The 26,700-nt window shown below is 71.5% G+C and carries 30 protein-coding genes; 4 read left to right on the top strand and 26 right to left on the bottom strand.

From position 1 onward, the window contains the following. Nucleotides 1–10: 10 nt before the first annotated feature. Genes ACIRRS_RS15510 through tsaB form a run of 4 tightly spaced genes read right to left on the bottom strand, consistent with a single transcriptional unit; the run spans nt 11 to nt 2,556 of the window. Entirely contained in the window at nt 11–316 is a 306-nt protein-coding gene (locus ACIRRS_RS15510; protein WP_402970323.1) for a hypothetical protein, read from the bottom strand. Then, on the bottom strand, nt 313–1,404 hold the full coding sequence (gene tsaD / locus ACIRRS_RS15505; protein WP_402970320.1) for a tRNA (adenosine(37)-N6)-threonylcarbamoyltransferase complex transferase subunit TsaD: 1,092 nt from the start codon (nt 1,402–1,404) through the stop codon (nt 313–315). The genes ACIRRS_RS15510 and tsaD overlap by 4 nt, the downstream gene beginning before the upstream one ends. Continuing rightward, nucleotides 1,397–1,876, bottom strand: a complete 480-nt coding sequence (gene rimI / locus ACIRRS_RS15500; protein WP_402970471.1) for a ribosomal protein S18-alanine N-acetyltransferase — start codon at nt 1,874–1,876, stop codon at nt 1,397–1,399. The genes tsaD and rimI overlap by 8 nt, the downstream gene beginning before the upstream one ends. A 23-nt stretch (nt 1,877–1,899) precedes the next feature. Then, nucleotides 1,900–2,556 (bottom strand): tRNA (adenosine(37)-N6)-threonylcarbamoyltransferase complex dimerization subunit type 1 TsaB, encoded by a 657-nt coding sequence (gene tsaB, locus ACIRRS_RS15495; protein WP_402970317.1) that lies wholly within the window; start codon nt 2,554–2,556, stop codon nt 1,900–1,902. Between the two features lie 156 nt (nt 2,557–2,712). On the opposite strand from tsaB, the gene ACIRRS_RS15490 reads away from it, so the two are divergent. Further along, nucleotides 2,713–3,279, top strand: a complete 567-nt coding sequence (locus ACIRRS_RS15490) for a hypothetical protein (protein ID WP_402970316.1) — start codon at nt 2,713–2,715, stop codon at nt 3,277–3,279. A 30-nt stretch (nt 3,280–3,309) separates the two neighbouring features. Here ACIRRS_RS15490 and ACIRRS_RS15485 read toward each other — a convergent pair whose 3' ends face one another. Together ACIRRS_RS15485 and tsaE are read right to left on the bottom strand one after the other, a co-directional pair. Continuing rightward, nucleotides 3,310–3,504, bottom strand: a complete 195-nt coding sequence (locus tag ACIRRS_RS15485) for a hypothetical protein (protein WP_402970313.1) — start codon at nt 3,502–3,504, stop codon at nt 3,310–3,312. A gap of 147 nt (nt 3,505–3,651) precedes the next feature. Beyond that, the gene (gene tsaE, locus ACIRRS_RS15480; RefSeq protein WP_402970310.1) at nt 3,652–4,146 is read right to left on the bottom strand and encodes a tRNA (adenosine(37)-N6)-threonylcarbamoyltransferase complex ATPase subunit type 1 TsaE; all 495 of its coding nucleotides are present in this window, start codon (nt 4,144–4,146) and stop codon (nt 3,652–3,654) included. A gap of 289 nt (nt 4,147–4,435) precedes the next feature. Here tsaE and ACIRRS_RS15475 point away from each other — a divergent pair, with 289 nt between their 5' ends. Beyond that, a complete protein-coding gene (locus ACIRRS_RS15475) occupies nt 4,436–5,416 on the top strand; it encodes an LAETG motif-containing sortase-dependent surface protein (RefSeq protein ID WP_402970308.1) in 981 nt (326 codons plus the stop codon). Between the two features lie 53 nt (nt 5,417–5,469). On the opposite strand, the gene ACIRRS_RS15470 is transcribed toward ACIRRS_RS15475, so the two are convergent. The 3 genes from ACIRRS_RS15470 to ACIRRS_RS15460 all read right to left on the bottom strand — a co-directional run bounded on the left by ACIRRS_RS15470 (nt 5,470) and on the right by ACIRRS_RS15460 (nt 9,803). Continuing rightward, nucleotides 5,470–6,654 (bottom strand): alpha/beta fold hydrolase, encoded by a 1,185-nt coding sequence (locus tag ACIRRS_RS15470; RefSeq protein WP_402970306.1) that lies wholly within the window; start codon nt 6,652–6,654, stop codon nt 5,470–5,472. Further along, nucleotides 6,651–7,850, bottom strand: a complete 1,200-nt coding sequence (gene alr / locus ACIRRS_RS15465; RefSeq protein ID WP_402970304.1) for an alanine racemase — start codon at nt 7,848–7,850, stop codon at nt 6,651–6,653. The genes ACIRRS_RS15470 and alr overlap by 4 nt, the downstream gene beginning before the upstream one ends. Before the next feature lie 471 nt (nt 7,851–8,321). Further along, entirely contained in the window at nt 8,322–9,803 is a 1,482-nt protein-coding gene (locus ACIRRS_RS15460) for an NAD(P)H-hydrate dehydratase (RefSeq protein WP_402970302.1), read from the bottom strand. Nucleotides 9,804–9,962: 159 nt separating this feature from the next. Between ACIRRS_RS15460 and ACIRRS_RS15455 the strand changes: the two genes are divergently transcribed. Further along, nucleotides 9,963–10,520: a Uma2 family endonuclease gene (locus tag ACIRRS_RS15455; protein WP_402970300.1), complete on the top strand. Its 558-nt coding sequence runs from the start codon at nt 9,963–9,965 to the stop codon at nt 10,518–10,520. A gap of 21 nt (nt 10,521–10,541) precedes the next feature. Here ACIRRS_RS15455 and glmS read toward each other — a convergent pair whose 3' ends face one another. Next, nucleotides 10,542–12,398 (bottom strand): glutamine--fructose-6-phosphate transaminase (isomerizing), encoded by a 1,857-nt coding sequence (glmS, locus tag ACIRRS_RS15450; RefSeq protein ID WP_402970298.1) that lies wholly within the window; start codon nt 12,396–12,398, stop codon nt 10,542–10,544. A 99-nt stretch (nt 12,399–12,497) separates the two neighbouring features. Here glmS and coaA point away from each other — a divergent pair, with 99 nt between their 5' ends. Next, nucleotides 12,498–13,493 carry a type I pantothenate kinase gene (coaA, locus tag ACIRRS_RS15445; RefSeq protein WP_402970296.1) on the top strand — a complete coding sequence of 332 codons (996 nt, stop codon included), beginning with the start codon at nt 12,498–12,500 and terminating at the stop codon, nt 13,491–13,493. A gap of 67 nt (nt 13,494–13,560) precedes the next feature. On the opposite strand, the gene glmM is transcribed toward coaA, so the two are convergent. The 16 genes from glmM to rplO form a co-directional block, all read right to left on the bottom strand. Then, nucleotides 13,561–14,925, bottom strand: coding sequence for a phosphoglucosamine mutase (glmM, locus tag ACIRRS_RS15440; protein WP_402970293.1), 1,365 nt, complete (start codon nt 14,923–14,925; stop codon nt 13,561–13,563). A gap of 166 nt (nt 14,926–15,091) precedes the next feature. Next, nucleotides 15,092–15,601 (bottom strand): 30S ribosomal protein S9, encoded by a 510-nt coding sequence (gene rpsI / locus ACIRRS_RS15435; RefSeq protein ID WP_396282741.1) that lies wholly within the window; start codon nt 15,599–15,601, stop codon nt 15,092–15,094. 45 nt (nt 15,602–15,646) lie between these two features. Beyond that, nucleotides 15,647–16,090, bottom strand: coding sequence for a 50S ribosomal protein L13 (rplM, locus tag ACIRRS_RS15430; protein WP_063348980.1), 444 nt, complete (start codon nt 16,088–16,090; stop codon nt 15,647–15,649). A gap of 232 nt (nt 16,091–16,322) precedes the next feature. Continuing rightward, the gene (locus ACIRRS_RS15425; protein WP_402970288.1) at nt 16,323–17,981 is read right to left on the bottom strand and encodes an ABC-F family ATP-binding cassette domain-containing protein; all 1,659 of its coding nucleotides are present in this window, start codon (nt 17,979–17,981) and stop codon (nt 16,323–16,325) included. A gap of 42 nt (nt 17,982–18,023) precedes the next feature. Further along, complete coding sequence (truA, locus tag ACIRRS_RS15420) at nt 18,024–18,959, bottom strand: tRNA pseudouridine(38-40) synthase TruA (RefSeq protein ID WP_402970285.1); 936 nt, start codon at nt 18,957–18,959, stop codon at nt 18,024–18,026. Between the two features lie 129 nt (nt 18,960–19,088). Continuing rightward, the gene (rplQ, locus tag ACIRRS_RS15415; RefSeq protein ID WP_402970282.1) at nt 19,089–19,565 is read right to left on the bottom strand and encodes a 50S ribosomal protein L17; all 477 of its coding nucleotides are present in this window, start codon (nt 19,563–19,565) and stop codon (nt 19,089–19,091) included. 127 nt (nt 19,566–19,692) lie between these two features. Then, nucleotides 19,693–20,715 carry a DNA-directed RNA polymerase subunit alpha gene (locus tag ACIRRS_RS15410; RefSeq protein ID WP_030055844.1) on the bottom strand — a complete coding sequence of 341 codons (1,023 nt, stop codon included), beginning with the start codon at nt 20,713–20,715 and terminating at the stop codon, nt 19,693–19,695. Between the two features lie 130 nt (nt 20,716–20,845). Then, nucleotides 20,846–21,253, bottom strand: a complete 408-nt coding sequence (gene rpsK / locus ACIRRS_RS15405; RefSeq protein WP_030232513.1) for a 30S ribosomal protein S11 — start codon at nt 21,251–21,253, stop codon at nt 20,846–20,848. Nucleotides 21,254–21,325: 72 nt separating this feature from the next. Then, on the bottom strand, nt 21,326–21,706 hold the full coding sequence (gene rpsM / locus ACIRRS_RS15400) for a 30S ribosomal protein S13 (RefSeq protein WP_189916072.1): 381 nt from the start codon (nt 21,704–21,706) through the stop codon (nt 21,326–21,328). A gap of 177 nt (nt 21,707–21,883) precedes the next feature. Continuing rightward, nucleotides 21,884–21,997, bottom strand: coding sequence for a 50S ribosomal protein L36 (gene rpmJ / locus ACIRRS_RS15395; protein ID WP_003956441.1), 114 nt, complete (start codon nt 21,995–21,997; stop codon nt 21,884–21,886). A gap of 32 nt (nt 21,998–22,029) precedes the next feature. Next, on the bottom strand, nt 22,030–22,251 hold the full coding sequence (gene infA / locus ACIRRS_RS15390) for a translation initiation factor IF-1 (protein ID WP_003956442.1): 222 nt from the start codon (nt 22,249–22,251) through the stop codon (nt 22,030–22,032). Nucleotides 22,252–22,443: 192 nt separating this feature from the next. After that, nucleotides 22,444–22,869, bottom strand: coding sequence for a large conductance mechanosensitive channel protein MscL (mscL, locus tag ACIRRS_RS15385; RefSeq protein ID WP_402970278.1), 426 nt, complete (start codon nt 22,867–22,869; stop codon nt 22,444–22,446). Between the two features lie 131 nt (nt 22,870–23,000). Further along, on the bottom strand, nt 23,001–23,840 hold the full coding sequence (map, locus tag ACIRRS_RS15380) for a type I methionyl aminopeptidase (protein WP_402970275.1): 840 nt from the start codon (nt 23,838–23,840) through the stop codon (nt 23,001–23,003). Nucleotides 23,841–23,951: 111 nt separating this feature from the next. Then, nucleotides 23,952–24,605, bottom strand: coding sequence for an adenylate kinase (locus ACIRRS_RS15375; protein ID WP_402970272.1), 654 nt, complete (start codon nt 24,603–24,605; stop codon nt 23,952–23,954). After that, on the bottom strand, nt 24,605–25,915 hold the full coding sequence (secY, locus tag ACIRRS_RS15370) for a preprotein translocase subunit SecY (protein WP_402970269.1): 1,311 nt from the start codon (nt 25,913–25,915) through the stop codon (nt 24,605–24,607). Before secY ends, ACIRRS_RS15375 begins: the two co-directional genes overlap by 1 nt. Before the next feature lie 331 nt (nt 25,916–26,246). Continuing rightward, nucleotides 26,247–26,699 (bottom strand): 50S ribosomal protein L15, encoded by a 453-nt coding sequence (gene rplO, locus ACIRRS_RS15365; RefSeq protein WP_402970266.1) that lies wholly within the window; start codon nt 26,697–26,699, stop codon nt 26,247–26,249. Between the last annotated feature and the right edge of the window lies 1 nt (nt 26,700).

The following is a 26,700-nucleotide window of genomic DNA, read 5'->3' as shown; positions in this document are numbered from 1 at the left end:
CAGCTTTCTCTCAGCTATGCACGGTAGCGGCCGGAGTGTCGGTTCCCGAAAGCCGCTGTTCGACGTGCTCGCTGGTGAAGGACCAGCGGTGCACCGGGCGGCCGAGCAGGTCGGCCGGAGGGTCGGCGACGGGCGTCGGCTCGCCGCTCCACCAGGTGATCAGCAGGACGCGCCCGCCGGGGGCGGAGAACAGCTCCAGCCGGTCGAGCCCGGCCGCGCCGCGCAGCGCGGGCAGGGCGAACTCCCGCGCCCAGGCGGCGAGTTCGGGCCCGCGCCCGTCGGCCGCCCGGGCCTCCCACATCGCGGCGACGGTCATGCCGCGCCGCCGCCGAGGGCGTCGTACGCCTGGTCGTGGAAGTGGGTGTGCGGGACGTGCACGTCGGTGACGGGCAGCGAGGAGTCCGCCGACAGGTCGAGGGAGGACGGGGCCCGGTCGCGCCAGACCATCTCGGCGCCGAGCGCCGCCACCATCGCGCCGTTGTCGGTGCACAGGCCCGGCCGGGGCACCCGCAGCCGGATGCCGGCCCGGTCGCAGCGCTGCTGGGCCATCTCCCGCAGCCGGGAGTTGGCCGCGACGCCGCCGCCGATCATCAGGTGGTCGACGCCGTTGTCCTTGCACGCCTTGACGGCCTTGCGGGTCAGCACGTCCGTGACGGCCTCCTGGAAGGACGCGGCCACGTCGGCGACGGGCACCTCCTCGCCGGCCCGGCGCTTGGCCTCGACCCAGCGGGCGACGGCGGTCTTGAGGCCGGAGAACGAGAAGTCGTACTCCGGGTCGTTCTTGCCGCTCAGCCCGCGCGGGAAGCGGATCGCCTTCGGGTCCCCCTCGCGGGCCGTCCGGTCGACGATCGGGCCGCCGGGGAAGCCGAGGCCGAGCACCCGGGCGACCTTGTCGAAGGCCTCGCCGGCCGCGTCGTCGATGGTCGCGCCGAGCGGGCGGATGTCGGTGGTGATGTCCTCGCTGAGCAGCAGCGAGGAGTGCCCGCCGGAGACCAGCAGGGCCATCGTCGGGGAGGGCAGGCGGCCGTGCTCCAGCTGGTCCACGCAGATGTGCGAGGCGAGGTGGTTGACCCCGTACAGCGGCTTGTCCAGCGCCCAGGCGTACGCCTTCGCCGCGCTGACGCCGACCAGCAGCGCGCCGGCCAGGCCGGGCCCGGCCGTCACGGCGATGCCGTCCAGGTCGCTCGCCTTGACCCCGGCGGTGTCCAGGGCGCGCTGGATGGTCGGGACCATCGCCTCCAGGTGCGCCCGGCTGGCGATCTCCGGGACGACGCCGCCGAAGCGGGCGTGGTCGTTGACGCTGGAGGCGACCGCGTCGGCCAGCAGCGTGGTGCCGCGCACGATGCCGACGCCGGTCTCGTCGCAGGAGGTCTCGATGCCGAGGACGAGTGGTTCGTCAGCCATGGTGGAGGTCCTCAATGTCCTTCGGTTCGGTGCTCGGGTGGTCGAGGCGCATCACCAGCGCGTCGACGTTGGCGGGCTGGTAGTAGCCGCGCCGGATGCCCACCGGCTGGAAGCCGTACCGCTCGTACAGCCGCTGGGCGCGCGGGTTGTCCACCCGGACCTCCAGCAGCAGTTCGGCACAGCCGCGCCGGGCGGCCTCCCGGATCAGGTCGACGAGCAGGGCCGCGCCGAGGCCGTTGCCCTGGTGGCCCTCGGCGACGGCGATGGTCTGGACGTCGCCCTCGCCGGCGACCGCCATCAGCCCGGCGTAGCCGACGATCACGCCGTCCCCGGTGGTGGCGACGGTGTAGTGGCGGGTCCCGCCGGGGTGGGCCTCGGCCAGCTCGGACCAGTACATCCCGTGGGACCAGGCGTCCTCGGGGAAGAGCTCCAGCTCCAGGCCCATCACCGGCTCGATGTCCCACCAGCGCATCGGGCGCAGGGTGGTGCCGTGCCTCACGCCGGGAGCACCGCCTTGTAGCCCACGGGTACCTGGGCGTCCGGGCGGCGCAGGTAGAGCGGGACGTTCGGCAGCAGCTCGCGGCCGGCGGCCAGCTCGGCGGCCGCGAAGCCCGCCAGGGCGCCGGCCGAGACGTGCTCGGGGCCGTGCGCGCCCGGGAAGGCCTCGGGGTAGAGCAGCGCGCCGGCGCCGACCGAGCGGACCGCGGGCTCCAGCTCGCCCGGACGGTCCACGGCAGGGCCCTCGACGCGGCGGCCCTCGGCGTCGTACGAGGCCCAGTAGACCTCCTTGCGGCGCGCGTCGGTCGCGACGGCGAAGGGCTCCCCGGCCAGGCCCTCGGCGCGGGCCTGGAAGGCGATCGCGTCCAGGGTGCAGACGCCGTGCACCGGCAGCCCGAGCGCCTGGCCCAGCGCGGCGGCCGTCACCAGGCCGACCCGCAGACCGGTGTACGGGCCCGGGCCGACGCCCACCGCGAGGCCGGTGAGTTCGTGTTTGTCCACCCCGGCCGCCTTCAGCACCTTGTCGATGGCGGGCAGCAGCAGTTCGCCGTGGCGCCTGGCGTCGACCTGGTGGGTCTCGGCGAGGACGGCCGTGCCGTCGTGGACGGCGGCGGTGACGGCGGGGGTTGCGGTGTCGAACGCGAGCAGCAGCACGGGGTCAAGGTTAGACCGACGTTGCTCCGACCGGCCGATCGGCAAGGTGTGCCACTCGTGAACACACTTCCGAGGCGCTGCCACCGGCGCGGACGGACCTGGCACGATGGGGCGGGTACGTAACGGGACGGCGGCGGGAGCGGCACGGTGGCGAAGATGGGTCCTGGAGTGGTGGTCACGGGGCTGACCCTGGGGGCCCTGGCGGTGGTGAGCCTGCTGGCCTTCCAGGCCAACGGCGCGCAGGACAGGGCCGGCGGCGCCAAGCCCGCCGTCACCACCACTGCCTCCGGCGGCCCCACCTCGGCGGCGCCCACCGCCACCCCGACGCCGACCGCCCCGGCCCTGCCGGCCTCCTCGGGCACCGGCCTGCGGGTGGTCTACTCGGTGAGCGGCCACTACGTCTGGCTGATCGACCCCAAGAAGAACCCCCAGATCGCGGCCGCCTTCTCCGTCACCCCGGGCTCTGTCGAGCCGACCCCCGGCAGCTACTCGGTGTACAGCCGCACGGCGACCGGCACCGGGACGGACCACAAGGCCATCGAGCACGTGGTGCGCTTCGCGCAGCAGAACGGCGTGGTGTTCGGCTTCAGCGCGGCCGTGGACGGCAGCACGCCGACCGTCGACCCCACCGCCAAGACCGGCGGGATCCGCAGCAGCCGCCAAGACGCCCAGCTGCTCTGGGACTTCGCCACCAACGGCGTCAAGGTGATCGTGGTCGCCTGAGGCGCCGCGCGATGACGGACCTTGTGTGACTTACGCGGCCCGGGGCGCCTGCGCCTCGGGCCGTTCCGCTGCCCGGGGCCCGGGTTCGGGCGGGGTGGACACCGCCTCGGCGGCCGCGCAGGCGGCCAGCAGCGCCCGCATCGGCTCCCCCGGGGCGCGGCGGACGGACTCTCCGGCCCCGGCGGTGCGCTCGACGCGCTCCGGGGCGGGGGTGGGGTTCGACATGGCGCCTCCCTAGTTAGGCAGACCTAACCGCAACGACCATCCCACCACGCCCGGCACCCCGGCCGCAACACCTTGCCGACACCCTGTCGGCAAAACGGCGTACAGGCCGCTACGAGCGCCCGCACCGGGCGCCGCGCGCCGTACGGCTCAGGCGAGCGCCCCCAGCTCGACGTCCGCCCAGCGCGGGCCGATCCCGGTCAGCAGCACCCGGCGCGGGTCGTGGTCCTCCCCGGCGTCGTCGCCGATGGCCCGCTCGATCCGCACCTCCAGCCGGTCCTCCGAGAGCCGCTCGACCTTGCCCTCGCCCCACTCGACCACGACCACCGACTCCGGCAGCGAGACGTCCAGGTCGAGGTCCTCCATCTCGTCCAGGTCCCCGCCCAGCCGGTACGCGTCCACGTGCACCAGCGACGGGCCCCCGACCAGCGACGGGTGCACCCGGGCGATCACGAAGGTCGGCGAGGTCACCGCCCCGCGCACCCCCAGGCCCTCCCCCAGGCCCCGGGTCAGCGTCGTCTTCCCCGCGCCCAGCTCCCCGGAGAGCAGCACGAGGTCCCCCGGCCGCAGCAGCGCGGCCAGCTCCCGGCCGAGCCGGCCCATCCGCTCCGGGGTGGGGACGGTGAGAGTGGCGTGCGAGCCCATGGGTGTCCAGTCCTTCGATCCGTACCTGCGCACCGCCGGCCGGGCGCCACCGCTACCGTGCCACATCGCCGCCCGTGCGCGCTCGGAGCGGTATTTCATCCGATTGTGATCACGTTTGCGCCCTGCTCGACGTTCACGAACGACCCCCCGCTCTCATCGGACTCTCATGGTGTGACTACGGTCCTCTTTACCTGTCCTTTTCTGGACCGGCGCCTGCTCTTGACGGTGCCGATCCGGTCCATCGCCCCGGGCTCCACAGGCCCAGGCCGGCCACACAGAGGTCCATCCCATGAAGCTCCGCCGCGGATTCGCGATACCGACCGCCGCCGTCATCGCCTCGGCCGCCGTCCTCGCAGCCGCGCCGATAGCCGCCGCCGCGCCCACCGAGACGCCGAGTGCGGCGGCCACCGCCGGTGCCACCGCGTCCGCCGCCGCCGCGACCGCCACCGCCTCGCCCAGCGCGAACGCGAGCGCCAGCGCCTCGCCCGCCGCGACCGCCACCGCCTCGCCCAGCGCGAGCGCCAGCGTCACGCCCACCGACAAGCCGACCGACTCCACCGAGGTGGTCCTGCCCAAGCTCACCCTCACGGGCTTCCCCGCCAAGATCGTCGCGGGCGCCCCGGCCGTCGAGTTCAGCGCCGAGGTCGCCAACACCTCCGGCAAGGAGTCGGCCATCCTCCCGTACCTGGTCATCGGTACGGCGCACAACAAGCTGACGGACTCCCAGGTCAAGCTCCAGTTCCTGGACCCCGACACCAAGACCTGGAAGAACGCCACGCCGGAGACCAACACCGGCTTCGAGGCCCGCGTCCTGGACCTCGGCGACGAGCCGTTCTTCATGTCCAAGGACGAGAAGCTGACGATCCAGCTCAAGCTGTCCTTCACGGCCGACGCCCAGGGCGACGAGGCCGCCGCCGAGCTGGCCGGCTTCTACTACGAGCGCCGCGGCGAAACCGCGGTGGGCCCGGGCTTCCCGGTGAGCAACATCGCCCAGTTCCAGCTCGTCGCCGCCGGTGGCAGCGGCAGCAGCAACAACGGCGGCAGCACCCCGGTCACCCTGCCCGACAGCAAGAAGACCGGGAAGGGCAAGGCCAAGCCCGACGCCGTCTCCAAGGCCAAGTCCAAGGCCGGCTCCCGCGCCGGCAACCTGGCCGAGACCGGTGGCGGCAGCAACACCACCGCCATCGCCCTGACCGGTGCGGGCGTCGTCGCCCTCGGCGCCGGCACCCTGGTGTTCCTGCGTCGCCGCAAGGCCGGCGCGAGCGCCTGATCCCCGCCGCTCCACGGCCCGGTACCCCTCGGGGTGCCGGGCCCCGGCGTTCCTCAGGCCAGGTCGAGGACGGAGGCCGGAGGCTCGTCCGCCCCGCGGAACCGCGCGGCGCGCTTGAGCAGCGCGGCCAGCTCGTGGTCGACCAGCCCCGGCCGCTCCAGCATCACCAGGTGCCCGGCGCCCTCGACCAGGACCAGCTCCGCGTCCGGCAGCCGCTCGGCCATCGCCTCGCTGTGCGCCGCCGGGGTGAGCAGGTCCTTCGTCCCGGCCAGGATCAACGTCGGCAGGGCCCGCATGGCGGCCAGCGCCGTGTACTTCTCGTGCGCGCCGAACACCGGGTAGAACTCGGCGACCACGTCGATCGGCGTGGCGTCCAGCAGCTGCTCGGCGAAGCGCACCACGCCCGGGTCCACGTCCTTGCCCCCGAACGAGAACCGCCGGTAGAAGACCGCCGCCACGTCCGAGCCCAGCCGCCTGGTCGCCTCCACCAGCTCGACCTGACGGCCCAGCAGCTTCACCACCCCGGGCGCGACCTTCTTGAACAGCTTCGCCCCGGCCTTCGGCAGACCGAGGCTCACCTCGTTCCAGTCCCCCGCCAGGGTCCCGATCAGCGCGACCCCGGCGACACGCTCGCGGAACAGCTCCGGCCGCTGCCCGGCCAGCGCCATCACCGTCATGCCGCCCATCGAGTGGCCCACCAGGACGAGCGGCCCGGTCGGCGCGACGGCGTCCAGCACCGCCCCGAGGTCGCCGCCCAGCTGGTCGATGCTCGCCGGCTCGCCCGCCAGGTACGAGCGGGAGCGCTCGGAGCGGCCGTGGCTGCGCTGGTCCCAGAACACCAGCCGCAGGCCCTCGCGCAGCGCGGCCCGCTGGAAGTGCCAGCTGTCCTGGTTGAGGCAGTAGCCGTGGCAGAACACCACCGTCAGCCGGTTGTCGTCCCCGTCCTCCCAGCCGGTGCCGTCCAGCTCCACGTACAGCTCGGTGCCGTCCGGGGCCGTCACCGTCCGCGGGCGGCCGCGCAGCGAACCGTACGGCGCGCCGGCGTCCAGCTCCGCCCGGGCGCGGCGGCGCGTCGCCCGTCCGACCGTCAGCCGTTCGATCGCCACCCCGGCGGCCGCGCCGGCCGCCAGCACGCCGACCGAGATCCCGATCACGCCCGCCCGGCTGACCCCGCCCGCGACGTCGGCCGCCTTGGCCACCGCCGCCACCGGACCGCCGTCGGCGGGCGTGCCGGTCACGCCGGCAGGCCCTCGGAGTGGAGGCCGCCCAGGTAGCGGCGGGGCACCCGGGCGCCGATCCGGGTGACGATCTCGTACGCGATGGTGCCGGCGGCGCGGGCCCAGTCCTCGGCGGTCGGCTCGCCGCGGTCGCCGTTGCCGAACAGCAGCACCTCCTCGCCGATCGCGGGGGTGTCGCCGCCGAGGTCCACCACGAACTGGTCCATCGCGACCCGTCCGGCCACCGCGCGCCACTTGCCGCCGACCTGCACCGGGCCGGAACCGCTCGCGTGGCGCGGGATGCCGTCCCCGTAGCCGACCGGGACGAGGCCCAGGGTCGTGGGGCCGGGCGTCGTGTAGTGGTGGCCGTAGCTGACCCCGTGCCCGCCGGGCACCTGCTTGACCAGCGCCAGCCTGGCCGTCAGCGCCATCACCGGGCGCAGCCCGAAGTCCGCCGGTGAGCCGACCTCCGGCACCGGCGAGAGCCCGTACGCGGCCAGGCCGGTGCGGACCAGGTCGAAGTGCGCCTCCGGCAGCAGCAGAGTGGCCGGGGAGTTCGCGAGGTGCCGCACCTCGGGGCGCAGGCCGGCGGCCTCGGCGGCGGCCAGGGCGGCGCGGTACGAGTCCAGTTGCGCCTGGATGGACGGGTGGCCGGGCTCGTCGGCGGCGGCGAAGTGCGACCAGACGCCGACGACGGTCAGCAGCCCGTCCGTCTCGGCACGGCGGGCGGCCTCGACCAGGCGCGGCCAGTCGTGCGGCTGGCAGCCGTTGCGGCCCAGGCCGGTGTCGGCCTTCAGGTGGACCCGCGCGGGAATGCCCGTCTCCCGGACGGCCGGCAGCAGTTCGTCCAGCGCCCACAGGCCGCTGACGGAGATGTCCAGCCCGGCGCGCAGCGCCTCGCGCCACGGGCCGCCGGGCGTCCACAGCCAGCACAGGATGCGCGCCTGCTCGGGGCGGACGCCCGCGGCGCGCAGCGCCAACGCCTCCTCCGGCGTCGCGCAGCCCAGCCAGCCGACCCCGTGCGCGACGGCCGCCCGGGCACACTCGACCGCCCCGTGGCCGTAGGCGTCCGCCTTGACCGCGAGCATCACCGCCGCGCCGCCGACGCGCGCCCGCACCGCGTCGAGGTTGCCGCGCAGGGCCGCGAGATCGATGGTCGCCTCGGCCCGAACGCCTTCGGTGAGGGTGGCTGTGCCGGTCGTGTTCGCTGTTGTCATCAGGGTCAGTCTCCCAGACGTCCCGGAGTCCTCGCCGAACGGCCCGACGCCCGGGCCCCGGACCCCCGCCCCGAAGACCCCCACCGACCTGCGACGAAACACTCGCCCACCCTCCCCCTGACGCCCGGAACGGACCCCCCGGTTCCGCGCGGCGCCCCAGGGCCCGCCCCCGAAGCCGGCTGGCGCCCGTGCGGTGCCCGGCGCAGGCTGCCGCCGCCCGCCCGAGTTGCCCCCGCGAGCGCCCCGCGGGCCCGCCCTCACATCCCGCTCGCGCGAGCGGGCGAAGGGCACGGCCCACCTCTCCACCCGCACGGCCGACCAGCGCTCCACGAGACACCACACGGCCCGACCCGAAGGCGGCGCAGGCCGACACACTCCCCCACCACCCCGCCCCGCTGCCCCCTCCCCCAGGCGCCCGGGGCACCGGCGCCCTCGCGGCGGACGCGCTCGGCCGTCGTCCGGCCTCCTCCCCTACGCCCCGCGCGCCGCGCGCCAGGCCGCGGGCAGGGCCTGCGCCACCGCCATCGCCGTCACCGGGGCGCCCGGGCTTCCCGCGGCCTCGCGGCCGGCGAGGCCGTGGAGGTAGGCGGCCGCCGAGGCGGCGTCCAGGGGTGGGAGTCCGGCGGCGAGGAGGGAGCCGGCGAGGCCCGCCAGGACGTCGCCGCTGCCGGCGGTGGCGAGCCAGGAGGTGCCGGTGGGGTTCACCCGGACGGCGCCGCCCGGGTCGGCGATCACGGTGGTGGAGCCCTTGAGCAGCACCGTCGCCCGGTACGCCGCCGCGAGGCGCCGCGCGGTGGCCAGCCGGGTGGCGGCCAGGTCGGCGGCGGCGGGCGGGGCGGTGCCCTCCGCGCCGGCGAGCAGCCGGGCCGCCTCGCCGGTGTGCGGGGTGAGCAGGGTGGGCGCGGTGCGGCCGGCCAGCGCGGCGGGGCCGAGGCGGCCCAGTTCCGTCAGCCCGTCCGCGTCGACCAGCACCGGGACGTCGCTCGCCAGCGCCTCGGCCAGGGCCTGCCGGGCGCCCTCGCCGCCGCCCGGCCCGACCACCCAGGCCTGCACCCGCCCGGCCCCGGCGGGCCCGCCCTCCGTCACCAGCGCCTCGGGGAAGCGCCGCACCACCTCCTCGGCCGCCGTGCCGACGTACCGTACGGCGCCCGCGCCGCCGCGCAGCGCCCCGGCGACGGCCAGCAGCGCCGCCCCGGGGTACGTCACCGAGCCGGCCGCCACTCCGACCACGCCGCGCCGGTACTTGTCGCTCTCCGCGCCCGGCAGCGGCAGCGGCAGCAGGGCCGCCACGTCCGCGTGCTGCAGGGCCGTCAGCTCCGCATGCGGCAGCGTCAGCCCGATGTCCACCAGCTGCACCGCGCCCGCGTACGAGGCCCCCGGGTCGACGAGCAGCCCGGGCTTGTACGTGCCGAAGCAGACCGTGACGTCCGCCCGCAGCACCGCCCCCGGCGCCTCCCCGGTGTCCGCGTCCACCCCGCTGGGCAGGTCCACCGCCACCACCACCCCGCGCCGCCGCGCCTCGGCGTACGGGACGGCCGCGGGGCGCAGCCCGCCCCGGCCACCGATGCCGATGATCCCGTCCAGCACCAGGTCCGCGCGCGAGAAGTCGGCCAGGCCGACTTCCTGCTCCACCGTCACCCGGCCCCCGGCCGCCCGCAGCGCCGCCAGCCCACCCGCGTGCGCCTTCCCGGGCGCCAGCAGCACCGCCGTCACCCGCGCCCCGCGCCGCGCCAGCGCCGCCCCGGCGTACAGCGCGTCACCCCCGTTGTCCCCACTGCCGGCCAGCACCGTCACCCGCCCGCCGTACACCCTCCCCCGCCGCCCCTTCAACAGCCGCGCACACGTCGCCGCCAACCCCGCCGCCGCCCGCTGCATCAGCGCCCCCTCCGGCAGCCGCGCCATCAGCTCCGCCTCGGCGGCCCGAACGGTTTCCACAGGGTGTGCATGACGCATGGGGAAAGCTCCTTCAGCGGTCGGCTCCCGCCGACGCTACGCCCGCCGAAGCCCCGGCTGCGGCACACTTTCGAGTGACAACCACTTCGATCCCCCACCGGCACCGGTCCGTATGCCTACCTTGTGGCTCGGCACGGACCAGCAGGAGGGAGAAGGGCCATGGTCGCCATGCCGGCAGTCGAGCGTCCCCTGGGCCAGGAGAGCGTCCTCCAGGCGTTTCTGGAGCTGGACACACCACCGGGCTTCAAGGCTGAACTCATCGAAGGGGAGATCGTCGTGACGCCGCCGCCGGACGGGCCGCACGAAGGCGCGTTCTCGAAGATCGCCAAGCAGTTCTTTCGGAATGCCGCGATCGAATTGGACATCGCAGGCAACAAGGGCCTGATCACTCCCGGCGGCCGGTTCATCCCCGATGGCACGGTGGTGCCGGACGACCACTTCGACCACCTGGAATCCTGGGCACCGGCGGCAGGCGTCCTTCTCGTGTTCGAGATCACCTCGACCAACCCGCACAAGGACCGCGAACCGAAGCGTCGTGGCTATGCCGCTGCTGGCATCCCGTGCTACCTGCTCATCGACCGCAGCCAGGGCAGGGTCACGCTGTTCACCGAACCTGAGAACGGTGACTACAGGGCGCAAACCCAGACCGATTTCGGCAAGCCGATCGACCTGCCCACCCCGTTCTCCTTCACGCTCGACACGGCGCCCCTGCGCTGAGGCAGGGGCGCCGGGCCGGAACTACTCGACGGTGACCGACTTCGCCAGGTTGCGCGGCTGGTCGACCTCGTGCCCCTTGGCCGTGGCCAGCTCACACGCGAACACCTGCAGCGGCACCGTGGAGACCAGCGGCTGCAGCAGCGTCGGGGTGACCGGGATGCGGATCAGGTGGTCGGCGTACGGGACGACGGCCTCGTCGCCCTCCTCGGCGATCACGATCGTGCGGGCGCCCCGGGCGCGGATCTCCTGGATGTTGGAGACGATCTTGTCGTGCAGGATCGACCGCCCGCGCGGCGAGGGCACGACCACCACGACCGGCAGCCCCTCCTCGATGAGGGCGATCGGGCCGTGCTTGAGCTCGCCCGCCGCGAAGCCCTCGGCGTGCATGTAGGCGAGCTCCTTGAGCTTGAGCGCGCCCTCCAGGGCCACCGGGAAGCCGACGTGCCGGCCGAGGAAGAGCACCGAGCGCGCGTCGGCCAGGGAGCGGGCCAGCTCGCGCACCGGCTCCATGGTCTCCAGCACCTGCTCGACCTGCTTCGGCGCGTCGCCGAGCTCGCGGATCACCGCGAAGATCTCGTCGCCCCACTTGGTGCCGCGCACCTGCCCCAGGTACAGGGCGACCAGGTAGCAGGCCACCAGCTGGGTGAGGAACGCCTTGGTGGACGCGACCGCGACCTCCGGCCCGGCGTGGGTGTACAGCACCGCGTCCGACTCGCGCGGGATCGTCGAGCCGTTGGTGTTGCAGATCGCCAGCACCTTGGCGCCCTGCTCGCGCGCGTGCCGCAGCGCCATCAGGGTGTCCATGGTCTCGCCGGACTGCGAGATGGCGATGACCAGCGTGCCCGGGCCCATGATCGGGTCGCGGTAGCGGAACTCCGAGGCGACCTCGACCTCGCAGGGGATGCGGGTCCAGTGCTCGATCGCGTACTTGGCGATCATGCCCGCGTGGAAGGCCGTGCCGCAGGCGACGATGACGACCTTGTCCACCGACCGCAGCTCGGCGTCGGAGATGCGCAGCTCGTCGAGGGTGAGCCGCCCGTCCGTGCCGATCCGGCCGAGGAGGGTGTCGGCGACGGCCTTCGGCTGCTCGGCGATCTCCTTGAGCATGAAGTAGTCGTAGCCGCCCTTCTCGGCGGCGGAGGCGTCCCAGTCGACGTGGTACTCGCGCACCTCGGCCGGCGTGCCGTCGAAGTTGGTGACGGTCACCCCCTCGCCGCGCAGCTCGACGACCTGGTCCTGGCCCAGCTCGATCGCCTCACGGGTGTGCGCGATGAACGCGGCGACGTCGGAGGCGAGGAAGTTCTCGCCCTCACCGCGCCCGACCACCAGCGGCGAGTTGCGGCGGGCGCCGACGACGACGCCGGGCGCGTCCGCGTGGACGGCGACGAGGGTGAAGGCGCCGTCCAGCCGGCGGCAGACCACCCGCATGGCCTCGGCGAGGTCGCCCTCGTAGGCCTCGCCGAGCAGGTGGGCGACGACCTCGGTGTCGGTCTCCGAGCGCAGGGTGTGGCCGCGCTCGGCGATCTCCGCGCGCAGCTGGGCGAAGTTCTCGATGATGCCGTTGTGCACCACGGCGACCTTGAGGTGGTCGTCGAGGTGGGGGTGGGCGTTGGCATCGGTCGGGCCGCCGTGGGTGGCCCAACGGGTGTGGCCGATGCCGGTGGTTCCGCCGGGAAGAGGGGTCTCGGCGAGGGACTTCTCCAGGTTCGCGAGCTTGCCCGCCCGCTTGTCGGTGACCAGACCCCACTGCCCGTCGGGGTCCTGCGCCTGTACCGCGACACCGGCCGAGTCGTAGCCTCGGTACTCCAGTCGCTGCAAGCCTGCGATGACGACGTCGAGGGCGGACTGCGCGCCCACGTATCCAACAATTCCGCACATGCGTGCCAGCATAAGGGCGGTTTCGCGCCGCTTTTCCCGGCGCTCCGGAACGCTGGGTGACCGACACCACAGCCACTGTGAACGGCGCTACGGCTCACAATGGAGCATGTGCTGACCGAACTCTGTACGCGGGGCGCCGCCACGCCCGGCCCGTCCCCGTCCCCCTACGTGGACCTCAGCCGGGCCGAGTGGAGCGCGCTGCGCGAGCGTACGCCGCTGCCGCTGACCGCCGAGGAGGTGGAACGGCTCCGTGGCCTCGGCACCGCCCTCGACCTGGACGAGGTCCGCGACGTCTACCTGCCGCTGTCCCGGCTGCTGAACCTGTACATCCACGCCACCCACGACCTGCGCGGCGCCCTGGGCACCTTCCTGGACACCCCGGACACCGAGCGCACCCGGACGCCGTTCATCATCGGCGTGGCCGGCTCCGTCGCGGTCGGCAAGTCCACCACCGCCCGCCTCCTCCAGGCCCTGCTGGCCCGCTGGCCCGAGCACCCCCGGGTCGAGCTGGTCACCACGGACGGCTTCCTGCTGCCCAACGCCGAGCTGCGCCGCCGCGGCCTGATGGCCCGCAAGGGCTTCCCCGAGTCGTACGACCGCCGGGCGCTGATGCGCTTCGTCGCGGACGTGAAGGCGGGCAAGGACCGCGTCACCGCGCCGGTGTACTCGCACCTGGTGTACGACATCGTGCCGGACCAGCGCCTGACGGTGGAGCGCCCGGACATTCTGATCGTCGAGGGCCTCAACGTCCTCCAGCCGGCCCTGCCCGGCACGGACGGGCGCACCCGCCTCGCGGTGGCCGACTACTTCGACTTCTCGATCTACGTGGACGCCCGCACCGACGACATCGAGCACTGGTACCTGGACCGCTTCCGCAAGCTGCGCCGGACGGCCTTCCAGGACCCGAACTCCTACTTCCGCCGCTTCACCGAGGTGCCGGAGGAGGAGGCGATGGAGTACGGCCGCCAGGTCTGGCGCACCATCAACAAGCCCAACCTGCTGGAGAACGTCCTGCCGACCCGCGGCCGGGCCACGCTGATCCTGCAGAAGGGCGCGGACCACAAGGTCCGCCGGGCGCTGCTGCGCAAGCTCTGAGCACTGAGCACCGTACGCCGAAGGGCCCCCGCACGGAGCGGGGGCCCTTCGGCGTACGTACGGGGGCTCAGCCCAGGTGCGTCCGCACGGCCTCGGCGAGCGCCTGCGCGACGGTCTCCGCCTGCGCGGCGTCCGCGGCCTCGACCATGACCCGCACCAGCGGCTCGGTGCCGGAGGAGCGCAGCAGCACCCGGCCGGTGTCGCCCAGCTCCGCCTCGGCGGAGGCGACGGCGGCGGCCAGCTCCTCGCTGGTCCTCACCCGGGACTTGTCGACGCCCTTGACGTTGATCAGCACCTGCGGCAGCCGGGTCATCACGGCGGCCAGGTCGGCCAGCGGCTGCTTGGTGGCGGCCAGGCGGGCGCCGAGCATCAGGCCGGTCAGCGTGCCGTCGCCGGTGGTCGCGTGGTCCAGCAGGATGACGTGGCCGGACTGCTCGCCGCCGAGCGCGAAGCCGTGCTCCTTCATCGACTCCAGCACGTACCGGTCGCCGACGGCCGTCTCGACCAGCTCGACGCCCTCGCGGCGCATCGCCAGCTTGAAGCCGAGGTTGGACATGACGGTGGCCACGACGGTGTTGCGCCGCAGGGTGGCGGCCTCCTTCATGGCGACGGCGAGGATGGCGATGATCTGGTCGCCGTCCACCTCGTTGCCGTCGGCGTCGGCGGCCAGGCAGCGGTCGGCGTCGCCGTCGAGGGCGATGCCGAGGTCGGCCCGGTGCTCCTTCATGGCGGCGCGCAGCCGGTCCAGGTGGGTGGAGCCGACGCCGTCGTTGATGTTGAGGCCGGTGGGCTCGGCGCCCAGGGTGTGGACGACCTCGGCGCCGGCCCGGGCGAAGGCCTCGGGGGCGACGTACGCGGCGGCGCCGTGGGCGCCGTCGATGACGACCTTGATGCCGTCCAGGCGGTTGGGCAGCACGCCGATCAGGTGGGCGACGTACTTGTCGAAGCCCTCGGTGTACTCGCGCACCCGGCCGACGGCCGCACCGGTCGGGCGGTTCCAGTCCTCGCCGCCGGTGGTGTGCTTGCTGTAGTGCGCCTCGATGGCGTCCTCGATGCGGTCGTCCAGCTTGTGGCCGCCGCGGGCGAGGAACTTGATGCCGTTGTCCGGCATGGCGTTGTGGCTGGCGGAGAGCATCACGCCGAAGTCGGCGCCGAGCGCGCCGGTGAGGTACGCCACGGCCGGGGTGGGCAGCACGCCGACCCGCAGGACGTCGACGCCGGCGCTCGCCAGGCCGGCGATGACGGCGGCTTCCAGGAACTCCCCCGAGGCACGCGGATCGCGACCGACCACCGCGACCGGCCGGTGGCCGTCGAAGGCGCCGGCCTCGCCGAGCACGTGCGCGGCCGCGACCGACAGCCCGAGCGCCAGCTCGGCCGTCAGGCCCTCGTTGGCCACGCCGCGAACGCCGTCCGTACCGAAGAGTCGTCCCACTGTGCCGTCCTCCATCACCATGCTCGGAACCCGATCGTTGACCCGGCCGCCGCACGATAGCCGGGGAACACGTCGCCCCGGAGTACGCGGGGTACTCCGGGGCGACGGTTTCGCGCATCCAGGGGGTGCGACCACCAGGGCGGTACGCACCCCCCGGGGGTCGCGATTAGCGCTTGCTGTACTGCGGCGCCTTGCGGGCCTTCTTGAGACCGGCCTTCTTGCGCTCGACGGCGCGGGCGTCACGGGTCAGGAAGCCGGCCTTCTTGAGGGCGGCGCGGTTGTTGTCCACGTCGGCCTCGTTCAGGGCACGGGCGACGCCGAGGCGCAGCGCGTAGGCCTGGCCGGAGACGCCGCCACCGCTGATGCGGGCGACGACGTCGTAACGGCCGTCAAGCTCAAGGAGCTTGAAGGGCTCGTTCACGGTCTGCTGGTGCACCTTGTTGGGGAAGTAGCCCTCGAGGGTGCGGCCGTTGATCTTCCACACGCCGGTGCCGGGGACGATGCGCACGCGGGCGATCGCCTCCTTGCGACGGCCGAGGCCGGCGCCCGGGGTGGCCTCGCCGAAGCGACCGGCCAGCGACTCGGAGGTGTAGCTCTCCTCGGAGGTGTACTCGCCCTCGACGGCCTCGACGGCCTCGTCGAAGTCGACCTCAAGGGTTTCAGTGGTCTCGGCCACGATGTTCCTCAGCTCTTTTCAGTGTTGGGGGGCTTGGTGGCCGAATTACTGCGCGACCTGGGTGATCTCGAACGGCACCGGCTGCTGGGCAGCGTGGGGGTGCTGGTCGCCCGAGTAGACCTTCAGCTTCGAGAGCATCTGACGGCCCAGGCTGTTCTTGGGGATCATGCCCTTGATGGCCTTCTCGACGGCCTTCTCCGGGTTGTTCGCCAGCAGGTCGTCGTAGCGCACCGACCGCAGACCGCCCGGGAAGCCAGAGTGGCGGTAGGCCAGCTTCTGGGTCTTCTTGTTACCGGACAGGTGCACCTTGTCGGCGTTGATGATGATGACGAAGTCACCAGTGTCAACGTGCGGCGCGTAGATCGCCTTGTGCTTACCCCGGAGGAGGTTGGCGGCCTGGGAGGCCAGGCGGCCGAGCACGACGTCGTTCGCGTCGATGACGTGCCACTGACGCTGGACGTCGCCGGGCTTGGGGCTGTACGTACGCACGGTCGTAGCCTTCGCTTTTCAGTGAGTGAGTCCTGACAGGAGCACCCGGACGGAAGAGCAGCCTGATCACCCTTGGACGCAATTCAAGGGGGACCGCTGGTCGTCGACCTGATGTCTCCGGCGTACCGACCTCTCACGTGAGATAGAGCGAGCCAATACGCACATCAAGCGTCCAGATTACCGGGTGGGCCGGAGTGGGTCAAAAATCCCCGGACCGACCCCCCTTCGTCACTCAGCGTTCGCGCTCGACCCGGGTGACGTCCCAGACCGGTTCGGTGGACTCGAACACCTTCCCGTCGGCCCCGAAGACCAGGTAGCGGTCGAAGGTCTTCGCGAACCACCGGTCGTGGGTGACGCACAGCACGGTGCCCTCGAAGGCCTCCAGACCGGTCTGCAGCGCCTCGGCGCTCTCCAGGTCCAGGTTGTCGGTCGGCTCGTCGAGCAACAGGGCCGTCACGCCGTCGAGTTCGAGCTTGAGGATCATCAGCCGGGCCTGCTGACCGCCGGAGAGCGACTCGAACTTCTGCTCCTCCTGCCGGTCCAGCTCGTACCGGCGCAGCGCGCCCATCGCGGCGCTGCGGCTGAGCGCGTGCTCCTCCTCGATGATCGAGCGGACCGTCCGGCCGAACAGCTCCGGGTGCGCGTGGGTCTGCCGGAAGTGCCCGGGGACGACGCGGGCGCCGAGCTTCCAGTTCCCGCCGTGCGCCACCGTCTCGTCCCCGGCCAGCAGCCGCAGCAGGTGCGACTTGCCGGCGCCGTTGGCGCCCAGCACGGCGACCCGCTCGCCGTAGAAGACCTCCAGGTCGAAGGGCCGCATCAGGCCGGTGAGCTCCAGTTGCTCCAGGGTGAAGGCCCGTACGCCGGTGCGCCCGCCCTTGAGCCGCATGGTGATGCTCTGCTCGCGCGGGGGCTCCTCCGGCCGCCCGGCCTCCTCGAACTTCTTGAGGCGGGTCTGGGCGGCGGCGTAGCGGGTCGCGAGGGCGTGGCTGACGGCCGCGGCCTGGCGCAGGGTGACGACCAGCTTCTTGAGCTTGGCGTGCTCCTCGTCCCAGCGCCGGCCCAGCTCCTCGAAGCGGGCGAAGCGGTCCTTGCGGGCCTCGTGGAAGGAGTCGAAGCCGCCGCCGTGCACCCAGACGCTGCTGCCGGCCGCGCCGGACTCGACGGAGATGATCTTGTCGGCCGTCTTCGACAGCAGCTCGCGGTCGTGCGAGATGAACAGGACGGTCTTCGAGGTGGCCTTGATCGCCTCCTCCAGCCAGCGCTTGGCCGGCACGTCCAGGTAGTTGTCGGGCTCGTCGAGCAGCAGGACCTCTTCGGGGCCGCGCAGCAGCGCCTCCAGGACGAGCCGCTTCTGCTCGCCGCCGGAGAGGGTGTTCAGGCCCCGCCACTGGGCCTTGTCGAAGGGCATGCCGAGGGCCGCGGTGGTGCAGACGTCCCAGTCGGTCTCGTAGTCGTAGCCGCCGACGTCGGCCCAGTCGGAGAGCGCCTGGGCGTACGCCATCTGCGTCTTCTCGTCGTCCTGGGCGATCATGGCCAGCTCGGCCGCGTCCACCGCGCGGGCGGCGACGGCGATCCGCTCGGGGGCGACGGAGACCAGCAGGTCGCGGACCGAGGCGTCGGCCGGCAGCGCGCCCGGGGTGTTCTGCTGGTCCTCGCGGCCGGTGGTGCCGACGAACTGGCGCATCACGCCGAGCCCGCCGCTGATCGTCACTGAGCCGCCGTGCGGCTGGATGTCGCCCGCGATCATGCGCAGCAGGGTGGTCTTGCCCGCCCCGTTCGCGCCGACCAGGGCGACCGCGGAGCCCTCGCCGACCCGGAAGGACGCGTCGTCGAACAGCACCCGCCCGTCCGGCAGGTGGTACTCAAGGTGCGAAATCTCGACGTGTCCCATGCGGACGATTGTCCCAAGCCGACGCGCCGGACCAAAACCGATTTAGGGGTTGATGTGGGACTCCGCCCCGGGGAGCGCCGGCTGCCCCGGCAGGGTGCGCATCCGGCGGGCCTGGCGGTTGCGCTCGGCCAGCTGGTCGTCCGGCGGGTAGCCGACCTCCTCCAGCGTCAGCCCGTACGGCCGGATCACGTTGACGGCGGAGTTGCGGACCCCTCCGGCCAGCACCTCGCCGGGGAACTCCACCGGCCGGTGGCCGTCGCCGACCAGCAGCATCGCGCCGACCAGGGCGCGGACCATGTTGTGGCAGAAGGCGTCGGCCCGGACGGTGGCGACGGCCAGCGAGCCCTCCTGACTGGCGTAGGTGTCCACCGGGACACGGTCCCAGTGCAGCTCCAGCAGGGTGCGGATGGTGGTGGCGCCCTCGCGCTTCTTGCAGTACGCGGCGAAGTCGTGCTCGCCGAGCAGCAGCTTCGCGGCGGCGTTCATCCTCTCCACGTCCAGCGGCCGGTCGTGCCAGAGCACGTGCCCGCGCAGCAGCGGGTCGACGCCGCCGGGGTGGTCGGCGACGCGGTAGGCGTACCGGCGCCAGATCGCCGAGAAGCGGGCGTCGAACCCGGCCGGCGCCTCGCCGACCCGGTAGATCCGCACGTCCCCCGGGAGCCGGCCGGCGAGGCGCCGCAGCAGCTTCTCCCGGTGGGCCTCCCACAGCTCCGCCGGCAGGTCGACGTGGGCGACCTGGCCGCGGGCGTGCACCCCGGCGTCGGTGCGGCCGGCGACCGTCAGCGGGAACAGCTCCTGGCTGCGGGTGACGACCTGCAGCGCGCTCTCGATCTCCTCCTGGACGGTGCGGCGCCCGCCCTTCTGCCGGGCCCAGCCGGAGAACTCGGCGCCCTGGTAGGCGAGGTCGAGCCGCACCCGGACGTACCCGTCGGCCGGGCCGTCCTTCACGGGCGGCTGCTCGGCGCAATCGTTGACCACAATCCACTCCAGAAGGTCCAGAAGGTCCAGATGGTCCAGGAGGTCCAGGAGGTCCAGGAGGTCCGGACAGAAGGAACGGGCCCGCTCCCCCACGGATGGGAGAGCGGGCCCGTGCTGCACCTAGCGGTGTCAGGCCTGCTCGGCAGCCTCGACCTCGGCGGTCTCGGTGGCCTCGACCTTGGCGTCGGCCTCCTTGACGGCGCGCTTGGTGGCGCCCTCGGCCTCGCCGACGGCGGTCTGCGCGACGGTCAGCGCCTCGACCAGCTCGATCACGGCCATCGGGGCGTTGTCGCCACGACGGCCACCGATCTTGGTGATACGGGTGTAACCACCCGGGCGGTTCTCGTAGCGCGGCGCGATCTCGGTGAAGAGGGTGTGCAGGACCGACACGTCGGTGATGGTCTTGCGCACCAGGCGACGGTTGTGCAGGTCGCCCTTCTTGGCCTTGGTGATCAGCTTCTCCGCCAGCGGGCGCATCCGACGGGCCTTGGCCTCGGTCGTGGTGATGCGGCCGTGCTGGAACAGCTCCCGGCACAGACCGGCGAGCAGCAGCGGCTCGTGGTGCGGGCCGCCGCCGAGGCGGGCACCCTTGGTGGGACGCGGCATGGAATTACTCCTCGAATCTCCGACTGCGGCCGTACCAGGTACCGCAACGGGCGTACGGGCACTGTGCCCGCACGACTTTCACGACGGCGGAGGCGGCTTTTCAGGGCCGCCCCCGCGGTCAAGTCTCTCAGTACTGCTCGGTCTCCGCGTAACCCGCGTCGTCCAGGTCGTCGGCGCCGAAGGCGTCGGCGGCGGCGGTCGGGTCGAATCCGGGCGGGCTGTCCTTGAGGGCCAGGCCCATGCCGGCCAGCTTCGCCTTGACCTCGTCGATCGACTTCGCACCGAAGTTGCGGATGTCGAGCAGGTCGGCCTCGGAGCGGGCGACGAGCTCACCCACGGTGTGGATGCCCTCGCGCTTGAGGCAGTTGTAGGAGCGGACGGTGAGTTCCAGCTCCTCGATCGGCAGCGCCAGGTCGGCGGCCAGGGCGGCGTCCGTCGGGGACGGGCCCATGTCGATGCCCTCGGCGTCGATGTTCAGCTCGCGGGCGAGGCCGAACAGCTCCACCAGGGTCTTGCCGGCCGAGGCCATGGCGTCGCGCGGACGCATGGCGGGCTTGGTCTCGACGTCGACGATGAGCTTGTCGAAGTCGGTCCGCTGCTCGACACGGGTGGCCTCGACCTTGTAGGTGACCTTCAGCACGGGGCTGTAGATCGAGTCGACCGGGATGCGGCCGATCTCCTGGCCGGAGGCCTTGTTCTGGACGGCGGAGACGTAGCCGCGACCGCGCTCGACGGTCAGCTCCATCTCCAGCTTGCCCTTGCCGTTCAGCGTGGCGAGGACCAGCTCGGGGTTGTGCACCTCGACACCCGCCGGCGGGGCGATGTCGGCGGCGGTGACGACACCCGGGCCCTGCTTGCGCAGGTACATCACGACCGGCTCGTCGTGCTCCGAGGAGACGACCAGCTGCTTGATGTTGAGGATGAGGTCGGTCACGTCCTCCTTGACGCCCGGCACGGTGGTGAACTCGTGCAGGACGCCGTCGATGCGGATGCTGGTGACAGCGGCACCCGGGATCGACGACAGGAGCGTGCGGCGCAGGGAGTTGCCGAGGGTGTAGCCGAAGCCCGGCTCCAGCGGCTCGATCACGAACCGCGAGCGGAACTCGTCGACGACCTCTTCGGTCAGCGAGGGGCGCTGAGCGATAAGCATGGGGGTGAATCCTCCAGTTGTCTTCGGCACCCACTATTTGATGCCGACAGGACCAAGCGTACGGGCTCCCGCAGAAAACAGGAGCCCGTACGAGGTTTAAAGCAAGACCCGCGTGCCCGAAGGCGCTGCGTCAGACGCGGCGGCGCTTCGGCGGACGGCAGCCGTTGTGCGGGGTGGGGGTGACGTCCTGGATCGAGCCGACCTCCAGGCCGGTGGCCTGGAGCGAGCGGATCGCGGTCTCGCGGCCGGAGCCCGGACCCTTCACGAAGACGTCAACCTTGCGCATGCCGTGCTCCTGCGCGCGACGGGCAGCGGCCTCGGCGGCCATCTGCGCGGCGAACGGGGTGGACTTGCGCGAGCCCTTGAAGCCGACGTGGCCGGCGGAGGCCCAGGAGATCACGTTGCCCGCGGGGTCGGTGATCGAAACGATGGTGTTGTTGAACGTGCTCTTGATGTGCGCGTGGCCGTGAGCGACGTTCTTCTTTTCCTTGCGGCGGATCTTCTTCGCGCCGGCAGCCTGACGACCCTTGGGGGGCATAAGTCTGTTCTCCTACTGAGGTGGTCGGTCCGCTGACCCGCGGGCCGGAGGGATGTCCGGTTACGGGACGGACTACTTCTTGCCCGGCTTCTTCTTACCGGCGATCGCGCGACGCGGGCCCTTGCGGGTACGCGCGTTGGTGTGGGTGCGCTGACCGCGGACCGGCAGGCCGCGGCGGTGACGCAGACCCTCGTAGCAGCCGATCTCGACCTTGCGGCGGATGTCGGCGGCCACCTCACGGCGGAGGTCACCCTCGACCGTGTAGTTGGAGTCGATGTACTGGCTCAGCTTGACGAGGTCTTCCTCGGTGATGTCGCGAACGCGGACATCCGGGTTGACACCGGTCTCGGCCAGGGTCTGCTGGGCGCGGGTACGGCCGATGCCGTACACGTAGGTGAGGGCGATCTCGATCCGCTTCTCACGGGGGAGATCAACGCCGGCGAGGCGTGCCATTCATGGCTCCTGTGGTTCTTTCAGAGGTCTGGCGTGCCACCTACTCCTTCATCTCGCGATGAGGGAGCCCCGGCCTCTGCGCCGGGGGCGGCAGTCCGCCCCGGATGGGACGGATCGGATGGCCCGCTTATGACGTTTTCGCGTCGCGCGAAGTACTACGAGAAATGCGGGGGACGATCAGCCCTGGCGCTGCTTGTGGCGCAGGTTGTCGCAGATCACCATGACCCGGCCGTGGCGGCGGATCACCTTGCACTTGTCGCAGATCTTCTTGACGCTCGGCTTGACCTTCATGTTCAGGTTCTCCGGGTCTAGATCTGACGTTCTTACTTGTAGCGGTAGACGATCCGGCCGCGCGTGAGGTCGTAGGGGCTGAGCTCCACGACGACCCGGTCGTCCGGCAGGATGCGGATGTAGTGCATGCGCATCTTGCCGCTGATGTGCGCGAGGACCTTGTGACCGTTCTGCAGCTCGACCTTGAACATCGCGTTCGGAAGAGACTCGATCACGGTGCCCTCGATCTCAATGGCGCCTTGCTTCTTAGCCATGAACTGCGAGATCCACCTTCCGGGACCGGCTACCGTATGCGGAACGCTCGTGCGAACCTGGGTTCACCCCTCCCCCGAGGGAAAGAGGGCGCGCTGAAGCACGCTACGAGTGAGCCGACGGTCCATCCTACGTCAGTGGTTCGGGTGGACCAAAACCGGGTCCCGGAAGGCGACCGCCGTCACACCGGCCGGTCAGACCCCGGTGGGGACCGTCAGCGGCTCGACGTGCGCGGTGCAGGCCGAGCAGCGGCGGGCGGCCTGGGGGATCTCGGTCAGGCACTCGGGGCACGGACGCTTGGGCGCGGCCGGCTTCTTCGGCATGTAGCGCGCGGTCGCCTTGGTGATCGGCAGCACGATGCAGAAGTACAGCACCGCCGCGGTCATGAAGAAGGCGATCAGCACGTTCAGGAACTGGCCGTAGGGGAACTTCACCCCGGCTATGTCCGCCGTGTACGAGCTGAAGTCGCCGGCCGCACCGACCACCACACCGACCAGCGGGGTGAGGAAGGCCGACACGAAGCCGGTCACCACCGCGGTGAACGCGGCACCGATGACCACACCGACGGCCATGTCGACCACGTTGCCGCGCATCATGAAGTCGCGGAATCCCTTGAGCACGTACTCTCTCCTGCTCGCTAGCGAACTCGAACTGCCTCTGCCAGCCGATAAAAATAGGACAAAAGCCCTGGAGGTCCAAACCCCCAGGGCTCTGATCCCTTGTCAGGCAGGGCAGTTGAGCCCCCGCAGGACTACGCCAAGGGGTCCGGAGCTGCGGTGATGCCCAACTTGGCGAGTTCGGCCTTCCCGCCGTCGAAGGCGGTCAGCACGAGCGGACCCTCCTCCGTGACGGCCACCGAGTGCTCCCAGTGCGAGGCCCAGGTGCCGTCGTTGGTGACGACCGTCCAGTCGTCCTCCAGCACGGCGGTGTGCGGGGTGCCGAGCGAGACCATCGGCTCGATCGCCAGCACGGTGCCGGGGACGAGCTTCGGGCCCTTGCCGCGGCCGCGCTCCACGTAGTTCAGCACGTGCGGCTCCATGTGCATCGCGGTGCCGATGCCGTGGCCGCCGTAGCCCTCGGTGATGCCCCACTTGCCCTTGGGCGGCAGCGGCTGGCGCCGGATGTAGCCCTCGATCGCCTTGGAGACCTCGACGAGGCGGTTGTTCTTCTTCATCTGGGCGATGCCGGCCCACATCGAGCCCTCGGTCACCCGGCTCAGCATCTCGACCTCGGGGCGGACCTCGCCGACCGCCACGGTGATCGCCGAGTCGCCGTGCCAGCCGTCCAGGATGGCACCGCAGTCGATCGAGATGACGTCGCCCTCCTGCAGCACCCGCTCGCCCGGGATGCCGTGCACGACCTCGTTGTTCACCGAGGCGCAGATCACGCCCGGGAACCACAGACCGCCGTGGTGCGCCCGGAAGTTCGACGTCGCGCCGTGGTCCGTGATGACCTTGTCCGCGATGTCGTTGAGCTCCTGGGTGGTCACCCCCGGGACGACCGCCTCACGACAGGCCTTGAGCGCCTCGGCGACGACCAGCCCGGCCGCTCGCATCTTCGCGATCTGCTCGGGGGTCTTGATCTCCACCATCTGGTCACGCCTTCCACGTTCCGTTTTGCCACTGCCTACCACCGTACGACGCCGTACGGCCGCGCTGCCCCGCGAGCGGGGAGCGCGGCCGTACGGGTACGCCGGGAAAACTCAGTTGTCCTGCTTCAGCGCCTCGATCGCGCGCGAGGTGACCTCGTCCACCTTGCCGAGCGCCGAGATCGTCGCCACCAGGCCCTGCTGGGCGTAGTACTCGATGATCGGCTCGGTCTCCGTGTGGTAGACCTCCAGGCGCGTGCGCACCTTCTCCTCGGTGTCGTCCGAGCGCTGGTACAGCTCGCCGCCGCACTCGTCGCAGACGCCCTCGACCTTCGGCGGGTTGTAGTCCACGTGGTACACGTGGCCGCCGTCGTTGCGGCACAGCCGGCGACCGGCGATGCGGCGCACGACCTCGTCCTCGGGGACCTCCAGGTCCAGCACGCCGTCGAGCTTGATGCCCTGCTCGGCGAGGAACTCGTCCAGCGCCTCGGCCTGGCCCAGGTTGCGGGGGAAGCCGTCGAGCAGGAAGCCGCCGGCGGCGTCCTCCTGGAGCATGCGGTCCTTCGCCATCCCGATGGTGACCTCGTCCGGCACCAGGCGACCCGCGTCCATGTAGCTCTTGGCCTCGAGCCCCAGAGGGGTGCCCTGGCCGATGTTGGCGCGGAACAGGTCTCCGGTGGAGATGTGGGGAATGGACAGGGTCTTGGCGAGCAGGTGCGCCTGAGTACCCTTCCCGGCCCCGGGAGGACCAACGAGGACGATACGCATCAGCGGAGGAACCCTTCGTAATTGCGCTGCTGGAGCTGGCTCTCGATCTGCTTCACAGTTTCGAGTCCGACGCCGACGACGATGAGCACGCTGGTGCCGCCGAACGGGAAGTTGGTCTGCTGTCCGAAGGCGACCAGGGCGATCATCGGGATCAACGCGATCAGGCCCAGGTAGAGCGAACCCGGCCACGTGATGCGGGTGAGCACGTAGTTCAGGTACTCGGCCGTCGGGCGGCCGGCCCGGATACCCGGGATGAACCCACCATACTTCTTCATATTGTCGGCAACTTCTTCGGGGTTGAAGGAGATGGCGACGTAGAAGAAGGCGAAGAAGACGATCAGCAGGAAGTACGTGGCCATGTAGATCGGGTGGTCGCCCTTGACGAAGTGGCGGCTGACCCACACGGCCCACCCGGACTGGCTGTTGGTCAGCTGGACCACCAGGGCCGGGATGTACAGCAGCGACGACGCGAAGATGACCGGGATGACACCGGCCTGGTTCACCTTGAGCGGGATGTAGGTCGAGGTCCCGCCGAACGCCCGACGCCCGATCATGCGCTTGGCGTACTGCACCGGAATCCGCCGCTGGGCCTGTTCGACGAAGATGACGAGCATCACAACGATCACGCCGACCGCGATGACCGACAGGAACTCGACCCAGCCGCCGCCGATGGTGCCCGACTGCTTGATGTTCCACAGCGAGGACGGGAACTGCGCGGCGATCGAGGTGAAGATCAGCAGCGACATGCCGTTGCCGATGCCGCGGTCCGTGATCAGCTCGCCCAGCCACATGATGACCGAGGTGCCGGCGGTCATCGTGATGACCATGACGGCGATCCGGAAGACGCTCGTGTTCGGCACGATCTCGTTGGCCACCGGGCAGCCCGAGAACAGCGCGCCGCTGGAGGCCGTCGCGACGATGCCGGTCCCCTGGAGGATGGCGAGCGCGATGGTCAGGTAGCGGGTGTACTGGGTGATCTTCGCCGTGCCGGCCTGCCCCTCCTTCTTCAGCGCCTCGAGCCGCGGGATCACCACGGTGAGGAGCTGGAGGATGATGCTGGCCGTGATGTACGGCATGATGCCGAGCGCGAAGATCGTCAGCTGGAGCAGCGCGCCACCGCTGAAGAGGTTGACGAGCCCGAACAGGCCGTTCTTCTTGGAGTCACTCACACAGACGTTGACCGCCTCGAAGTTGACTCCGGGGATCGGGATGTGCGAGCCCAGCCGGAACAGCACCATGATGCCCAGCGTGAACAGCAGCTTCTTGCGCAGGTCGGGCGTCTGGAACGCCCGCGCGAACGCACTGAGCACGGTGCCTCCTGCGCCTCCCGCGCGTCGTCGGCGGGAGGGTCGGTCCTGAATGGGGGGAGTTTGCGGTTCGGTGCTCCCGTACGGACGGCACAGGCGAGCCTACGCGCAGCCTACAAGGGAACTCCACGGACTCTAACAGTGCGCGGCCGCTCCGAAGAAGCGTGAGCCGGGACTCCCCCACTCACGGGGTACGGGATGCCCGGGTTTGCCACACAAAAGAACGACGGCCCGCGCCCCGGGGTTTCCGGCCTCGGGGGAAACGGGGCGGAAACGGACCGAGCCCCGCACCTCCCGGAGGAGGTGCGGGGCTCGAAGCCGGTTGTCAGCGTGCTCAGATGAGCTCGGTGACCGTACCGCCGGCGGCGGTGATCTTCTCGGCGGCCGAGCCGGAGACGGCGTCGACCGTCACCTGCAGGGCAACCGCGATGTCGCCGGTGCCGAGCACCTTGACGAGCGAGTTCTTGCGAACCGCGCCCTTGGCGACCAGGTCCTCGACGGTGACCTCTCCACCCTGCGGGTAGAGCTCGGCCAGCTTGTCGAGGTTGACGACCTGGAAGGTCACCTTGAACGGGTTCTTGAAGCCCTTCAGCTTCGGCAGACGCATGTGGAGCGGCATCTGGCCACCCTCGAAGCGCTGCGGAACCTGGTAGCGGGCCTTGGTGCCCTTGGTGCCACGACCAGCGGTCTTACCCTTGGAGCCCTCACCGCGACCCACACGGATCTTCTCGGTCTTGGCACCCGGGGCGGGACGCAGGTTGTGGATCTTGATCGGGTTCTCGCCCATG

The organism is Kitasatospora sp. NPDC101183 (assembly GCF_044767945.1).
Classification (GTDB): domain Bacteria; phylum Actinomycetota; class Actinomycetes; order Streptomycetales; family Streptomycetaceae; genus Kitasatospora.
The sequence above is the reverse complement of the archived record's forward strand: the minus strand, read 5'-3'. Positions and strand labels throughout refer to the sequence as shown.

What these genes read in the sequence shown, in the direction of transcription:
- ACIRRS_RS15510 (WP_402970323.1), bottom strand. Translation starts at nt 316, where the DNA reads ATGACCGTCGCCGCGATGTGGGAGGCCCGGGCGGCCGACGGGCGCGGG.
- tsaD (WP_402970320.1), bottom strand. Translation starts at nt 1,404, where the DNA reads ATGGCTGACGAACCACTCGTCCTCGGCATCGAGACCTCCTGCGACGAG.
- rimI (WP_402970471.1), bottom strand. Translation starts at nt 1,876, where the DNA reads ATGCGCTGGTGGGACATCGAGCCGGTGATGGGCCTGGAGCTGGAGCTC.
- ACIRRS_RS15490 (WP_402970316.1), top strand. Translation starts at nt 2,713, where the DNA reads ATGGGTCCTGGAGTGGTGGTCACGGGGCTGACCCTGGGGGCCCTGGCG.
- ACIRRS_RS15485 (WP_402970313.1), bottom strand. Translation starts at nt 3,504, where the DNA reads ATGTCGAACCCCACCCCCGCCCCGGAGCGCGTCGAGCGCACCGCCGGG.
- tsaE (WP_402970310.1), bottom strand. Translation starts at nt 4,146, where the DNA reads ATGGGCTCGCACGCCACTCTCACCGTCCCCACCCCGGAGCGGATGGGC.
- ACIRRS_RS15475 (WP_402970308.1), top strand. Translation starts at nt 4,436, where the DNA reads ATGAAGCTCCGCCGCGGATTCGCGATACCGACCGCCGCCGTCATCGCC.
- alr (WP_402970304.1), bottom strand. Translation starts at nt 7,850, where the DNA reads ATGACAACAGCGAACACGACCGGCACAGCCACCCTCACCGAAGGCGTT.
- ACIRRS_RS15460 (WP_402970302.1), bottom strand. Translation starts at nt 9,803, where the DNA reads ATGCGTCATGCACACCCTGTGGAAACCGTTCGGGCCGCCGAGGCGGAG.
- ACIRRS_RS15455 (WP_402970300.1), top strand. Translation starts at nt 9,963, where the DNA reads ATGGTCGCCATGCCGGCAGTCGAGCGTCCCCTGGGCCAGGAGAGCGTC.
- glmS (WP_402970298.1), bottom strand. Translation starts at nt 12,398, where the DNA reads ATGTGCGGAATTGTTGGATACGTGGGCGCGCAGTCCGCCCTCGACGTC.
- coaA (WP_402970296.1), top strand. Translation starts at nt 12,498, where the DNA reads ATGGAGCATGTGCTGACCGAACTCTGTACGCGGGGCGCCGCCACGCCC.
- ACIRRS_RS15425 (WP_402970288.1), bottom strand. Translation starts at nt 17,981, where the DNA reads ATGGGACACGTCGAGATTTCGCACCTTGAGTACCACCTGCCGGACGGG.
- rplQ (WP_402970282.1), bottom strand. Translation starts at nt 19,565, where the DNA reads ATGCCGCGTCCCACCAAGGGTGCCCGCCTCGGCGGCGGCCCGCACCAC.
- ACIRRS_RS15410 (WP_030055844.1), bottom strand. Translation starts at nt 20,715, where the DNA reads ATGCTTATCGCTCAGCGCCCCTCGCTGACCGAAGAGGTCGTCGACGAG.
- rpsK (WP_030232513.1), bottom strand. Translation starts at nt 21,253, where the DNA reads ATGCCCCCCAAGGGTCGTCAGGCTGCCGGCGCGAAGAAGATCCGCCGC.
- rpsM (WP_189916072.1), bottom strand. Translation starts at nt 21,706, where the DNA reads ATGGCACGCCTCGCCGGCGTTGATCTCCCCCGTGAGAAGCGGATCGAG.
- rpmJ (WP_003956441.1), bottom strand. Translation starts at nt 21,997, where the DNA reads ATGAAGGTCAAGCCGAGCGTCAAGAAGATCTGCGACAAGTGCAAGGTG.
- infA (WP_003956442.1), bottom strand. Translation starts at nt 22,251, where the DNA reads ATGGCTAAGAAGCAAGGCGCCATTGAGATCGAGGGCACCGTGATCGAG.
- map (WP_402970275.1), bottom strand. Translation starts at nt 23,840, where the DNA reads ATGGTGGAGATCAAGACCCCCGAGCAGATCGCGAAGATGCGAGCGGCC.
- ACIRRS_RS15375 (WP_402970272.1), bottom strand. Translation starts at nt 24,605, where the DNA reads ATGCGTATCGTCCTCGTTGGTCCTCCCGGGGCCGGGAAGGGTACTCAG.
- rplO (WP_402970266.1), bottom strand. Translation starts at nt 26,699, where the DNA reads ATGGGCGAGAACCCGATCAAGATCCACAACCTGCGTCCCGCCCCGGGT.